The following is a 12,948-nucleotide window of genomic DNA, read 5'->3' as shown; positions in this document are numbered from 1 at the left end:
GAACCCGGCGTCAGTCGATGCGGTGCTCGTGCAGCGATGTGGTGAGCATGGTGCCGTTGAGGTCGAGGTAGAGCTCGCGCTCGGTCACCGAGAGCGTCGCGGTGTTGCGGCGGTCGATCACGTCGACGGCTGCCGCGATGAACCCTTCGTCGAACGAGTACACCCGCAGCGACTCGGCGTCGTGGATGCGCTTGCCCGCCCACGGCGCCATGACCTTGGCGGGGTCGCGGTGCGTGTAGACGACGGTCCGGTCGGCGAGTCTGCTTCCGTAGTGCAGCCGCTCGGCATCCGGAGCCCCGACCTCAATCCAGGCGGTGATCCGGCCCGTGAGGTCGCGCACGAGCACGGCGGGCTCGTCGGTGGCCGGGATCCCCTCGCTGAACGCGATGCCCTCCTCGTACTCGAGGCAGTAGGCCAGCACGCGCGTGAGCATGAACGCGTCGGTCTCGGACGGATGCCGGGCCACCCGCAGCACGAGCTCCTCGTACACGCCGCGATCGACGTCTGCCAGCTGCACCGTGAAGGTGTGGATCGTCGCCCCGAGCGCCATCCCTCCAGCGTAGGTGTGCCCGGGAGGCACGTTCACCGCATGCGGCGCGCGCGCCTCCCGGACAGCGAGGCGCATCCCCCCGGATATCACCTCGCTTTTCCCAAGGCGTCGGCATCCGGTAGCCGACCCCCCACCCAGACAGGATCGATCCGAACGGCGACTATGACGCGGCGAGCCAGAACTCGCGAGCGCGCGACGGCGCGGACCTAGACTCGCCGACATGCCGCCCGTCGTCCTCGCTCCGGACTCCTTCAAGGGCTCCCTTCACGCCGCGGGGGCAGCCGCCGCGCTGCGTGACGGCTGGGCGTCGGTCGACCCCGGCCGCGATCTCGTCCTGCTGCCCATGGCCGACGGCGGCGAGGGGACCCTCGACGCGTTCGCGGCGGCGGTGCCCGGGGCCCGGCGCGTGCCGGTGCGGGTCACGGGCCCCGACGGCGCAGAGGTCGCGGCATCCTGGCTCCTCCTGCCCCCGTCGGACGGCGCCCCCGCGGGCACCGCGGTGGTGGAACTGGCCTCGACGTCGGGGATCGAGCTGCTCGGCTCGCCGCCCCGTCTGCGTCCCCTCGACGCGGACACCCGCGGTTTCGGCGAAGCGATCGCGGCCGCTCTGGCCGCCAGCGTGTCGAGGCTCGTGCTCGGCATCGGAAGCAGCGCCTCGACCGACGGCGGCGCGGGACTGCTGACGGCGCTGGGGGCACGATTCACGGATGCCGCGGGCCGGCCGATCGCGCCGGGAGGACGGGGCCTCGCCGCGGTCGCCGCGGCCGATCTCTCGGGGCTGGCGGCGCTTCCCGCTGGTGGCGTCACCGTACTCACCGACGTGACCAATCCCCTCCGCGGCCCACGCGGCGCCGCCGCCGTGTTCGGGCCGCAGAAGGGGGCCGCGCCGGCGGATGTCGCCGTCCTCGACGCCGGCCTCGGGAGGCTGGCGGAGCTGCTCGACGCCGACGCCGACGCGCCGGGATCGGGCGCGGCGGGCGGGGCCGGCTTCGGCCTCCTCGCGTGGGGGGCGCGGCTCGTGCCCGGGGCGGACGCCGTGGCGGAACTGATCGGCCTTCCCGAAGCGGTGGCGGAGGCATCCGTCGTCGTCACCGGCGAGGGATCCTTCGACGGGCAGTCGGTGGACGGCAAGGCGCCCGGGCTCGTGCGCGCCCTCGCGCAGGCCTCCGGCGTCCCCGTCGCGCTCGTGGCCGGAAGGATCGGGCCGGAAGCGGACGTCGACGGATTCGCCGCTGCGGTCTCGCTCACCGACCTCGCGGGATCGAGCGCGGCCGCGCTCGCCGAACCCGAGCGCTGGCTGTTCGCGGCCGGCGCGGAGCTGGCCCGCCGCTTCCCGAGATGACGCCGCGCCGGCCGCGCGCGACTGCGCCCGCCGCTCCGGGAGGGACGGCGGGCGCAGAGGGGGTGCGGGTCAGCGCGTGACGCTGCGACGGCGGGAGACCATCACGTAGATGCCCAGCACGATGATCGCGCCGATGATCGAGCCGATGATGCCGGAGGGCTGGAGGAAGCCGCCGTTCGGGTCGGCCCCGAAGAGCAGGTAGCCGAGGAAGCCCCCGACGAACGAGCCCACGATGCCGAGCACGATGGTGAGCAGGATTCCCATGCTCTGCTTGCCGGGGATGACGGCGCGGGCGATGAAGCCGGCGATGAGGCCGACGAGAATGAGGCCCAGGATGGTCCAGAGCATGATGTCCTCCACTTTTCCGCCCTTGGTGAGGGGCGATCCGACGCTAGTGGGGCGATCGGATCTCCCGCGTGCTCTGGCCACCGCGGCCGGATGGGCGTATCATCCCGCGCTCATCGCCCCGCGGAATGGTTCACTGGGGGCAGAGGTCCCGCCCGGGACCCGCATCGAGGAGCCGCATGCCGATCCCCACCGCCGCCGAGCCGATGAGCGTCCTGCGCCGCCGCACGAGCGTGAAGTGGCGGAGCTATCCCGATGACGTGCTTCCGATGTTCGTCGCCGAGATGGACTTCCCCCTCGCGCCGTCCATCGCCGCCGCGCTCCACGAGGCCGTCGACCTCGGCGACACCGGCTACATCCCCGGGCGCGACCTGTCGGCGGCGCGAGCGTTCAGCGCGTTCGCCGAGGACGAGTGGGGCTGGGCGCCCGACCCGCGGCGCATGCGCACCACCACCGACGTCAGCGTCGTCATCGTCGAATCGCTCCGCCGCCTGATTCGCCCGGGCGACGGCGTCATCGTGACCTCGCCCGTCTACCCGCCGTTCTACGACATGATCCCCGAGGCCGGGGGCACGGTCGTCGACGTCCCGCTCCACGACGACGGCACGTCCATCTCGCTCGACATCGATGCGATCGACGCGGCTCTGGCGGCCGGAGCCCGGGGAGTACTCCTGTGCAGCCCCCACAATCCGCTCGGCCTGGTGCACGACCGCGAGACGCTCGAGCGCCTCGCCGCCGTCGTCGAGCGCCACGGCGGCTTCGTCGTCGCGGACGAGATCCACGCGCCGCTCGCCTACGCCGGGGTGACCTTCACGCCGTACCTGTCGGTCTCGGATGCCGCGCGGGCCCACGGCATCGCCGCCGAGTCGGGCAGCAAGGCGTTCAATCTCGCGGGCCTCAAGACCGCCTTCTTCGTCGCGGAATCGGATGCCATGACCGACCTCATCCGCGGGCTCCCCGCCGAGGTGGAGTACCGCACCGGGCACTTCGGCCTGATCGCGACCCGGGAGGGCTTCGCCCACGGCCGCGACTGGCTCCACGCGACCATCGCGGCGATCGAGCAGAACGTGGACCACCTCGAGGCAGAGCTCGCCGCGCACCTCCCCTCGGTGCGACTTCGTCGGCCGTCCGCGAGCTTCCTCGCGTGGCTGGACCTGTCGGCGCTCGGCTGGGGCGAAGACCCCGGGGCGATCGCCCTGCGCGACGCGCGCGTGGCGCTCGCGAACGGGCCGGCGTTCGGTCCGCCCGGTTTCGGCCATGCCCGCATGAACATCGGATGCGCCCCCGAGACGATCACCGAGGCGGTGCGCCGGCTCGCCGCGGTTTCACGGTGACCACGTCGCGGCGAGCGAACGGACCGAGCACGACGAGAGGACGAAGATCATGGACGAATCGACGGATGCGCCCGAGCGGTTCTCGCCCTCGGCGTGCAGGATCGCGGAGATGTGCACGATTTCGGATGAGAAGGGGCCGAGGCATCCGCAATCGTGCACATCTCCGAAATCGTGCACGCCCTCCGGGGCGGCACGGTGCCCGCCCGCGGCAGAGGACTGGGCCCGCCCGCGGGTCAGGACGGGGCGTCGCCCGCCGCTCGCCGGCGGCGCGCCTGCTCCGCCCCGTCGAGGAGCTGACGCAGTCCGCGCTCGAGGCCGACGACGTCCTCGGGCGAGAGCGGAGCCAGCATCTCGCGCTCGCGCATGATGAGGTGCTCCATTGTCGAGTCGACGCGCGCGCGGCCGGCCGGGGTCAGTGTGATGAGCGTGCCGCGGGCGCCGTCCGGTGCGCCCTCGCGGTTCACCAGCCCGCGCCCCAGCAGCCGCGCGACCCGGCGCTTGAGCGTCGTGATGTCGCACGTGACGAGGGACAGCAGCCGCGTCGGGCCGACGCCGTGCGGATCGATCCGTCGCAGAGCCGCGAGGACCTCGAACTCGCCGTCGCCGAGGCCGGCCTCCTTGAACACGGCGCTGCGCACCTCGGCGAGCGCGAGGGCCGCCCGTCGGAGCCGGGACATCACATCGAGCGGCGTGAGATCGACGCTCTCCAGACGATCCGACCACGAGTCGATCAGCAGATCGACGTCATCGTCGTCGGCCATGGCTCGTCCCTTTCGTGCGGATGCCGCCAGGCTACCCTCCGCGGAAGGCGTCGGGGTCGAGCCGGTCCCGACGGGCGACCCGCGCTCAGCGCAGCGAGTCCAGCACGTCCCACAGGAGGTCGTCGTCGGTGAGAGGTGAGATGAGCGCGAGCCGCAGGATCGTCTCGCCCGCGTGTGAGCTCGGCACGACGAAGGCCCGCTGCTCCGCCAGCAGGCGATCGGACCAGTCCCGGTAGTCGTCCGGGCTCCACCCGACACGGCGGAACCCCACCACCGAGAGGTCGGGCTCGCGGACGAGCTCGAGGTCGGGCCGGCGACGGATCTCGGCGGCGACGCGTCGCGCGCGGCCGAGTGAGTCCTCGATCGCCACGCGGTAGCGCTCGGTGCCGTGAACGGCGAGCGAGAACCACAGCGGGAGCCCGCGCGCACGCCGCGTGAGCTGCACGGCCAGGTCCGACGGATTCCAGTCGGTCGAGTCCGTGAGGGTGTCGAGGTACTCGGCCTTCTGGGTGTGCGCGGCGAAGGCGACGGCGGGGTCGCGGTAGATGAGGGCGCACGAGTCGAAGGGCGCGAACAGCCATTTGTGCGGGTCGACGATGACGCTGTCCGCCCGCTCGACGCCGGCGAAGAGGTGTCGCACGCTCGGCGCGAGCATCCCGGCCAGCCCGTAGGCGCCGTCGACGTGCAGCCAGATTCCGCGCGCGTGGGCGACCTCGGCGATCGAGGCGATGTCGTCGACGATCCCGAGGTTCGTCGTCCCGGCGGTGGCGACCACGGCGAACACCGACTCCCCCGCGGCGGCCAGCACGGCGGCGACGGCGTCGCCGCGCAGACGTCCGTCGGCATCGGCCGGTGCGGCGAGGACGTCGACGTCCATGACGGCGGCAGCGGACGCGATGGACGAGTGCGCCTCGCTGCTGCACACGATCGACCAGCGCTCCGGCATAGCGGCTCCGGCGCCGCGACGCCTCCGGCGCGCGGCGTCACGGGCGGCCACGAGAGCCGACAGGTTGCCGATCGTCCCGCCCTGGACGAAGACTCCGCCGGCCGTAGGAGGCAGTCCGAATTCTCCCGCCAGCCAATCCAGCACTTCGTTCTCGGCGTGGACGGCGCCCGCTCCTTCCATCCACGATCCTCCGTAGACGGCGGACGCCGAGACGACGACGTCGAACGCGAGCGCGGCCTTGGTGGGAGCGGACGGGATGAAGGAGAGGTAGCCGGGGTGGTCGGTCGACAGGCACGCGGGGGCCAGCACGTGCTCGAACACGCCGAGCGCGCGGCGGGCTCCGATGCCCTCGGCGACGATCGTCTCGCCGGCGAGCCGGCGGAGGACCTCCGGCGGCTGCGGCTGATCGAGCGGGACGGGCGAGAGGAGAGCGCGGCGGCGGGCGTAATCGAGGACGTCGTCGAGGAGGGCGGCTGCGGCATCCCCCGCCGCATGCATCGTCGAGGCTTCGGTGGCTCGCGGCGCGGACGTGGCCGCGACGACCGGAATTCCCATCATCGGGGTTCCTTCCGTTTGTAATGTGCGTTAGATTCTCACACACAGTACCCCCATCTGTATCTGCTGTTTCAAAGGAGAACCATGCGTCCACGTACCCGGGTGGCGACCGTCGCGATCGTCGCGGTGGTCACGGCCACCGCCATCGCCCCTCACGCGGCGGCGGCCGCACCGCTGTCGAAGAAGCCCAAGATCGCACCCCACGCCGTGCTGATCGGCGGCAACCTCCAGGAGAACGCCGACATCCTGCGCGCGATCGTCGAGAAGGCCGATCCCGACGGCGCCGGCCCCGGTCGCGCTCGGATCGCCATCGTCTCCGCCGCCGCCTCGACGGCCCGCACCCCCGGCGATGCCGCCGACCCCGCGAAGAACAACGCGGCGGCGAACGGGCTCTACTACTCCGCGCTCTTCGAGAGCTACGGAGCCGAGACGTACGCGGTTCCCCTCGACACGCGCGTCGACTTCGCCGGCGACCCCTACACCCCGGCCGCCGCCTTCGACACCGAGGTCAGCGCGCAGATCGCGGCATCCACCGGCGTCTTCTTCGGCGGCGGCGACCAGATGCGCTACGTGCGCACGCTCTTCGAATGCGCGGATGCCGAGCTCGAGGCGTTCACGGACTGCACCGACACGCCCGCGATGAGCGCGATCCGCAGCGTCGCGGCGCGCGGCGTCGTCGCCGGCGTGAGCGCCGGCCTCACCATCCAGCAGGGTGCCGACATGATCACGGGCGGGGAGTCGTACGAGTCGTGGCGCGACGGCGCCACGCCCGGCTACCTCGATGACGCCCGCGCGCTCGGCTACGTGCCCTACGGCGGCTTCGGACTCGTCGACGAGGTGCTCCTCGACAGCCACTTCACGACCTGGGGCCGCCCCGGGCGCGCCGTGAAGCTCGCGCTCGAGACCGGCCACCCTTTCGTGCTCGGCGTCGACGAGACGACCGCCGTCGTGCTGAACCGCGCGACCGGCAAGGGCACCGTGGTGGGCGAGCACGGCGCGTCGATCCTCGACGTCCGCTCGGCGACGGCGAGCCCCGACGGGGTCACGGGAGTGCGCTGGAGCTACGCGACGGCAGGCGACACCGTCGTGATCGGCACGCACGAGGTCTCGGTGAAGAAGGCGAAGGGCTCGGAGCGCATCAAGCCGCGCGGCGAGAACCCGGCGCCTCGAGCCGACGTCTGGGACTCGCTCGACGGAGCAGGCGGCGTGTATTCGCTGCGCGATCTGGCCCGCGAGGTCGTCGGGTCGGCCTCTCGCACGGGAACCGGCTCGACCTACGAGACGGACCCGCAGTTCGTGACGACCCTGACCCGCGAGAAGACGACGGCGGCGTGGACCACCCCGGCGGGCGGCGTGTCGTTCTCGAACCTCGTGCTCGACATCTCGCAGGACTGAGCACCACCCCTCGAAGCGCCCGGTCGCCCCCCCCGGACCGGGCGCTTCGGCGTGCCGGGGCGGGGGGCGCCGGTCAGTACAGGGCGAGGTCGTCGGCGGCGCGGTCCGCGCGGGCCATGCGGTCGATCGCGGCGTCTCCGAGGCGCTCGAGGCATCCGGCGACCACCGCCTCCACGAGAGCGAGCACCGGGGTGAGCGCGTCGAACGGGGAGGGTGCGGCGGTCTCGCTCGTGAGCACGACCTCGGCGTCCGACGAGATCGGCGACAGCCACACGTCCGTGAACAGCACGATCGGCGTGTGCCGCGACCGGGCGAACCGGGCGAGCCGTTGCGTGTGCTCTTCGTAGCGGCGGTAGTCGAACACCACCAGCACGTCTTTGCGCCCCAGGTCCTCGGTCAGCGCGGCGCGCGCCGACGGCTCGTCGGGCATCATCCGCACACGGGGCCGGATCTGCTCCAGGTGCAGCGCGAGCGCCCGCCCGAGAAGAGAGCTGTACCGACCGCCGGCGATCACGACGGTGCCGGATGCCTGGGAGATGAGTTCGACGCTGCGGTCGAGGTCGTGCGTGCTGACCTGGGCGAAGGTGCGCTCGAGGGTCGACACCGAGACCGCGGCCGCGCGATCTCGCAGCGTGCCGCCGTCGCCGTCCTGGGCGCCGCGCGCCTGGTAGATCCGGAGCGGCGACGCGGAGCGCTCATCGAGATCGCGCCGCAGGGCCTCCTGGAAGTCCGGGAATCCGCGATACCCGAGGCGCTGGACGAACCGGAGCACGGTGGGCCCGCTCACGCCCGCTCGTTCGGCGAGCCTCGCCACCGTCTCGAAGCCCGCGGAAGGATAGGCCGCCAGCAGCACACGGGCGACCTTGCGCTCGGCGGGCGAGCAGTCGCCCATCCCGCGGCGGATCGACTCCGCCATCGCTGCCTCGGACATCGCGGCCACCTCCGGAGTCGACAGTACCGTCCTCACCCCGCGGCGATGCGGAGGACGAGGCCCGCCAGCAGAGCGACGCGCTCGGGCACCGAGCGGAGGTCGAGCCACTCGCTCTCGGCGTGGTCGTCGCCCCCGATCGGACCCAGGCCGTCGAGGACGGGGACCCCGGCGGCCGCGACGAAGTTCGCGTCGGACACGCCTCCTGTCGCGGCGGCCGAGACCGCGAGGCCGAGCTCGGCCCCGACCGCCACGGCCGTGGACAGGAGCGCGGTCGAGGATGCCGGTTCCAGCGGCGGGCACACGGCGAGGCGCTCCACCGTGGAGGTCACGTCGTCGACGGCCGGCGCGGCCGCGCGGGCCTCGATCGCCGACAGCGCCCAGTCGAGGTCGGCGGGCGTGGCCGCCCGCACCTCGCCGAACAGCTCCGCGAACGCCGGGACGACGTTGGCCCGCTCCCCGGCGCGGACCGTGCCCACGTTGACCGTCAGGCCCGGCCTCGCGCCGGTGAGAGAGTGCGCGAACAGCACCAGGTGGGCGGCCTCGACGGCGGCGCTGCGCCCGCGGTCCGGCTCGACACCGGCGTGGGCGGCGCGGCCGCGGACGTGGATGCGGACGTCGGCGACGCCCTTGCGGGCGTGGACCAGATCTCCGTTCTCGCGCGCGCACTCCAGGCACAGGGCCGCGTCGGCGCCGGCGGCAAGGCCGGCGAGAATGCGCCCGGATGCCGGGGACCCGACCTCCTCGTCGGGCGTGAGGGCGATCACCAGCTCGCGGAATCCGGTGAAACCGGACTCGAGGATCAGCTGCGCCGCGTGCACCCCGGCGAGGAATCCGCCCTTGTCGTCGCTCACGCCGGGGCCGTAGGCCCGGCCGTCCTCTTCGCGGTAGGGGCGGAGCGCGGCCGTTCCGTCGGCGAACACGGTGTCCATGTGCCCGAAGAGGAGGATGCGGCGCGCCCCGGTTCCCCGCAGACGCGCGACGACGACATCGCCGAACCGCTGGCCGTCGACGACGGGCGTGGGGAGGCGCGCGACGTCGAAGCCGAGCTCTGCGAGGCGCCGAGCACACCAGTCGCCCATCCTGTCGACGCCGTCGGGCGAGGTCGACCCGGAGTCGATGGCCACGAGCTCGGCGAGCTCGGCCCGGAACTGCGGGAGCAGGGTCTCGGCGCGCGCGCGGAGCGAGGCCGCCGTCGGCGTTGCAACGGCGGCCGGACTCGCCGGCACTAGAGCACCTTGGCCAGGAACGCCTGCGTGCGGGCCTCGCGCGGGGAGACCAGGACGTCGGAGGGTCTGCCCTGCTCGACCACCACGCCGCCGTCCATGAACACCGCGATGTCGCCGACCTCGCGCGCGAAGCCGATCTCGTGGGTCACGACGATCATGGTCATCCCGGATGCCGCGAGGTCGCGCATCACGTCGAGCACGTCGCCGACGAGCTCGGGGTCGAGCGCCGACGTGGGCTCGTCGAAGAGCATGACCTCGGGGTCCATCGCGAGCGCGCGCGCGATGGCGATCCGCTGCTGCTGGCCGCCGGAGAGCGCGCTCGGGTAGGCGCCGGCCTTGTCGGCGAGCCCGACGCGCTCGAGGAGCTGGAGCGCGCGCTCCTTGGCGGCGGCGCGGGCCACGCCCCGCACCTGGATGGGAGCCTCGATGACGTTCTCGAGCGCCGTCATGTGGGGGAACAGGTTGAAGCGCTGGAACACCATGCCCACCCCGCGCCGCTGCCGGGCGACGGCGCGGACGGGCAGCTCGTACAGCTTGCCGCCGCGCTCCTCGTACCCGACGGTCTCACCGGCGACGCGGATGAGCCCCGCGTCGATCTTCTCGAGGTGGTTGATGCAGCGCAGGAAGGTGGACTTGCCCGATCCGGAGGGTCCGAGTAGGCACGCGACCTGGCCGCGTTCCACCTGCAGGGTGATCCCCTTGAGGACTTCGAGCGACCCGAAGCGCTTGTGGACGTCGCGCGCGTCGATGATCGCGGACGTTCCCACGGCGGCCGCGGCATCCGCTTCGACGGGCTGTGCAGGAATCATGATGGTCACTTCTTTCCGCCTCTCCAGGTGCGCAGCAGCCGCAGCGCCCCGCTCTCCCTCGCACCCGCGACACCGCGGCCGAACCGGCGCTCGAGCCACGCCTGCGGCACGGAGAGGATGCTGGTGAGCACGAGGTACCAGATGGCGGCGACGATGAGCAGCGGGATGATCTTGAAGTTCTGCGCGTAGGCGGCCTGGAGGTTGGACATCAGGTCGCGGCCGGCGATGACCGACACGAGCGCCGTGGTCTTCAGCATCGTGATGACCTCGTTGCCCATCGGCGGGACGATGACGCGCATCGCCTGCGGGAGCACGATCCGCCGCATGGTGCGGCCCGGGGTCATCCCGAGGGAGTGGGCCGCCTCGGTCTGGCCGTGGTCGACCGACACGATCCCGGCCCGCACGATCTCGGACGCGTACGCCATCTCGTTGAGCCCGAGGGCGAGGAGCGCCGCGACGGTGGCGGGGATGAGGGCGCTCGTCTCGATCGACCAGAACTCGACGCTCGTGAACGGGATGCCGAGCACGATCTTCGGGAGGAAGGCGCCGATGAAGCCCCAGAAGATGAGCTGCAGCAGCACAGGCGTGCCGCGGAAGATCCACACGAAGAGCCCGCTGACGACCCGGAGTACGGGGTTCGGCGACAGCCGCATGATCGCCACGACGACGCCGCCGGCGAGGCCGATCGTCATCGCCGCGACCGTGAGGTAGATGGTCGTGGCGAGGCCCTGCAGGGTCAGCGGGGCGAACAGGTACTCCCCGACGGTGGGCCAGTCGATGTTGGGGTTCTGCGCGAACCCGAGGATCAGCGCGGCGGACAGGACGCCGACGATGATGCCGGACACCCACCGCCACGGGTGGCGCAGGGGGACGGCGGTGATGGGCGCCGGGCGGTTCCCGGTCGCACTCGGAGGCGCGACGAGCGGCTGCGACGATGCGGCCATGGTGCTCCTTGGGTCAGCGGGACGGGGCCCGCGCGGATGGGGTCCGGGGCGGCGCGACGGTGTGGCGCGCGCCGCCCCGGGGCGGGGTCGGCTCAGGAGGCCGCGCCGTTGATGGTGGCCTCGTCGATGCCGATGCCCTCGACGCCGAACTCCGCGAGGATCGCCTCGTAGGTTCCGTCGTCCATGAGCGACTGGAGCGCCGCCTGGATGGCCTCGGCGAACTCTTCGTTCTCCTTGAGCACGCCGATGCCGTTGAGCGTGGCGTCGTAGCCGTTGGGCGCTGTCGGGTCCTCGACGACCATGAACGTGTCGCCGTCGTTGGTGGTCTTGGCGACGTAGCCGGCGCTCGGCTTGGTCAGCAGCGACGCAGCGGCCTTGCCCGCTGTGATGGCCAGCTGCGCATCGGAGTCCGAGGGGAACTCCGACAGCGCGACGGGCTCGAGACCCTCGGCCTCGCACTCGGCCTGCCAGACGTCGTTCACGAGCTCGACCTGGCTGGTGGCGGACTGGACGGCCACGTTCTTGCCGCAGAGGTCGAGGTACGTCTCGATGTCGTCGGGGTTGCCCGCGCGGGTGAGGATGCCGGTGCCCGAGGCCGAGTAGTCCACGAACGTCAGCACGTCCATGCGCTCGACGCTCGAGGTCATCGCCGAGATGGTGAGGTCGAAGTTGCCGGCCTGTAGCGCGGGGATGATGCCGTCGAAGCCCTGCTGGGCGAACTCGACGTCGATGCCCAGCTTGGCGCCGATGGCCTCGCCGAGCAGGATGTCGACGCCGGTGAGCTCCTCGGAGCCCTCCTCGACGAACATCTCGAACGGGGCGTACGGGGCATCGGTGGCGGCGGTGACAGCTCCGGCGTCGGCGATGTCGTCCGGCAGGAGGGCGCGGGCGTCTTCGTCGACCGCGACCTCGACGCCGAGGATCGTGACCGCTTCGGCGGAGTCGCCGTCGGTGCTCGGCTCGGTGCCGGCGGCCGACGCGCAGCCCGCGATGAGCACCCCGGTCACGGCGAGGGCAGCGGCGGCGAGAGCGGAGCGCCGCAGGCGGGGGGTGAGGTGTTCCATGGGGGACCTTTCTCGTGCGCACTCGTCGATGAGTGCGGGTCCCATCCTGTAACACCCGTTACTGAATGTCTAGTGATTTACCGATTCGTAATCTGCGTTCCATCATCTGCGTCACGTGATCTTACCGAGAGCTCCTCCCAGCGCCTCGCCGATTCGCGCCGGATCGACCATCGGCGCGTCGCCGTTCTCGGCCTGCCGCGCCCACGTCTGGCCGATGTAGCGCATGACGCCGGCGAGCAGGTGCGTGATGATCTCGGCCTGCTCGGCGAGGACCTCGCGGGGCTCGTCCGGGTACTGCGTGGCGAGGCGCAGCTCGATGATCTCGCGCAGGTCCTGCTCGATGACGGAGAGCCGCTCCATCTGCTTCGCCATGAGCACCGGGTCGGCGCCGACAGCGCGGATGCGGCGCGCGAGCAGGCCGGGGTCCGCGGCCATGGCGCCGGCATCCACCCTGATGAGCGCGGTCGCCTCCTGCAGCAGCGGGCCGGTCGAGACGAGGAAAGCGCGCGCGGCGCGCTCGTCGATGCGGGGGGCACCCGCGCCGAGGACGGCGAGATCCTTCGTCTTGAAGTGGTTGAAGAACGTGCGCTGGCTGACACCGGCGCGGGCGCAGATCATGTCCACCGTGACCGCGTCGTATCCGTGCTCGAGCACGAGGTCGACCGCGGCCGCCTCGATCGCGGCGGCCTTCGCGACCGCGTCGCGGCGCCGGGGCCGAGCGGGGGTGGACATGATCTGCGCTCCTG

At 72.2% G+C, this 12,948-nt stretch carries 14 protein-coding genes; 3 read left to right on the top strand and 11 right to left on the bottom strand.

Translation table 11 applies throughout. From position 1 onward, the window contains the following. Positions 1-10 precede the first annotated feature (10 nt). Entirely contained in the window at positions 11-550 is a 540-nt protein-coding gene (locus ACFQ0P_RS08595; RefSeq protein ID WP_204978283.1) for a YaeQ family protein, read from the bottom strand. A 220-nt stretch (positions 551-770) separates the two neighbouring features. Between ACFQ0P_RS08595 and ACFQ0P_RS08590 the strand changes: the two genes are divergently transcribed. Continuing rightward, the gene (locus tag ACFQ0P_RS08590; protein WP_204978281.1) at positions 771-1,892 is read left to right on the top strand and encodes a glycerate kinase; all 1,122 of its coding nucleotides are present in this window, start codon (positions 771-773) and stop codon (positions 1,890-1,892) included. A gap of 69 nt (positions 1,893-1,961) precedes the next feature. Here the strand turns inward: ACFQ0P_RS08590 and ACFQ0P_RS08585 are convergent, their stop codons facing one another. After that, a complete protein-coding gene (locus ACFQ0P_RS08585) occupies positions 1,962-2,240 on the bottom strand; it encodes a GlsB/YeaQ/YmgE family stress response membrane protein (protein WP_204978279.1) in 279 nt (92 codons plus the stop codon). A 176-nt stretch (positions 2,241-2,416) separates the two neighbouring features. Here ACFQ0P_RS08585 and ACFQ0P_RS08580 point away from each other — a divergent pair, with 176 nt between their 5' ends. Beyond that, positions 2,417-3,571 carry a MalY/PatB family protein gene (locus tag ACFQ0P_RS08580; RefSeq protein ID WP_204978278.1) on the top strand — a complete coding sequence of 385 codons (1,155 nt, stop codon included), beginning with the start codon at positions 2,417-2,419 and terminating at the stop codon, positions 3,569-3,571. Here the strand turns inward: ACFQ0P_RS08580 and ACFQ0P_RS08575 are convergent. From ACFQ0P_RS08575 to ACFQ0P_RS08565, 3 genes are all read right to left on the bottom strand, one after another. Next, positions 3,563-3,688 (bottom strand): hypothetical protein, encoded by a 126-nt coding sequence (locus ACFQ0P_RS08575; RefSeq protein ID WP_378771908.1) that lies wholly within the window; start codon positions 3,686-3,688, stop codon positions 3,563-3,565. The two genes, ACFQ0P_RS08580 and ACFQ0P_RS08575, sit on opposite strands and share 9 nt — an antisense overlap. Positions 3,689-3,804: 116 nt before the next feature. Further along, positions 3,805-4,332 carry a MarR family winged helix-turn-helix transcriptional regulator gene (locus ACFQ0P_RS08570; RefSeq protein ID WP_204978277.1) on the bottom strand — a complete coding sequence of 176 codons (528 nt, stop codon included), beginning with the start codon at positions 4,330-4,332 and terminating at the stop codon, positions 3,805-3,807. An 85-nt stretch (positions 4,333-4,417) separates the two neighbouring features. Further along, a complete protein-coding gene (locus tag ACFQ0P_RS08565; RefSeq protein WP_378771906.1) occupies positions 4,418-5,836 on the bottom strand; it encodes a pyridoxal phosphate-dependent decarboxylase family protein in 1,419 nt (472 codons plus the stop codon). An 81-nt stretch (positions 5,837-5,917) separates the two neighbouring features. On the opposite strand from ACFQ0P_RS08565, the gene ACFQ0P_RS08560 reads away from it, so the two are divergent. Beyond that, positions 5,918-7,228: a cyanophycinase gene (locus ACFQ0P_RS08560; RefSeq protein ID WP_204978276.1), complete on the top strand. Its 1,311-nt coding sequence runs from the start codon at positions 5,918-5,920 to the stop codon at positions 7,226-7,228. 73 nt (positions 7,229-7,301) lie between these two features. On the opposite strand, the gene ACFQ0P_RS08555 is transcribed toward ACFQ0P_RS08560, so the two are convergent. The 6 genes from ACFQ0P_RS08555 to ACFQ0P_RS08530 form a co-directional block, all read right to left on the bottom strand. Beyond that, positions 7,302-8,159, bottom strand: coding sequence for a MurR/RpiR family transcriptional regulator (locus ACFQ0P_RS08555; RefSeq protein WP_204978275.1), 858 nt, complete (start codon positions 8,157-8,159; stop codon positions 7,302-7,304). Positions 8,160-8,191: 32 nt separating this feature from the next. Further along, positions 8,192-9,385 (bottom strand): M20 family metallopeptidase, encoded by a 1,194-nt coding sequence (locus ACFQ0P_RS08550; RefSeq protein WP_204978274.1) that lies wholly within the window; start codon positions 9,383-9,385, stop codon positions 8,192-8,194. Continuing rightward, entirely contained in the window at positions 9,385-10,194 is an 810-nt protein-coding gene (locus ACFQ0P_RS08545) for an amino acid ABC transporter ATP-binding protein (RefSeq protein ID WP_204981319.1), read from the bottom strand. The genes ACFQ0P_RS08550 and ACFQ0P_RS08545 overlap by 1 nt, the downstream gene beginning before the upstream one ends. 5 nt (positions 10,195-10,199) lie before the next feature. After that, positions 10,200-11,138 (bottom strand): amino acid ABC transporter permease, encoded by a 939-nt coding sequence (locus ACFQ0P_RS08540; RefSeq protein WP_204978273.1) that lies wholly within the window; start codon positions 11,136-11,138, stop codon positions 10,200-10,202. A gap of 92 nt (positions 11,139-11,230) precedes the next feature. Next, the gene (locus tag ACFQ0P_RS08535; protein ID WP_204978272.1) at positions 11,231-12,202 is read right to left on the bottom strand and encodes an ABC transporter substrate-binding protein; all 972 of its coding nucleotides are present in this window, start codon (positions 12,200-12,202) and stop codon (positions 11,231-11,233) included. 111 nt (positions 12,203-12,313) lie between these two features. Next, a complete protein-coding gene (locus tag ACFQ0P_RS08530; RefSeq protein ID WP_204978271.1) occupies positions 12,314-12,934 on the bottom strand; it encodes a TetR/AcrR family transcriptional regulator in 621 nt (206 codons plus the stop codon). Between the last annotated feature and the right edge of the window lie 14 nt (positions 12,935-12,948).

The organism is Microbacterium insulae, assembly GCF_042677065.1.
Classification (GTDB): domain Bacteria; phylum Actinomycetota; class Actinomycetes; order Actinomycetales; family Microbacteriaceae; genus Microbacterium; species Microbacterium insulae.
This window is presented reverse-complemented; position numbering and strand designations above follow the sequence as displayed.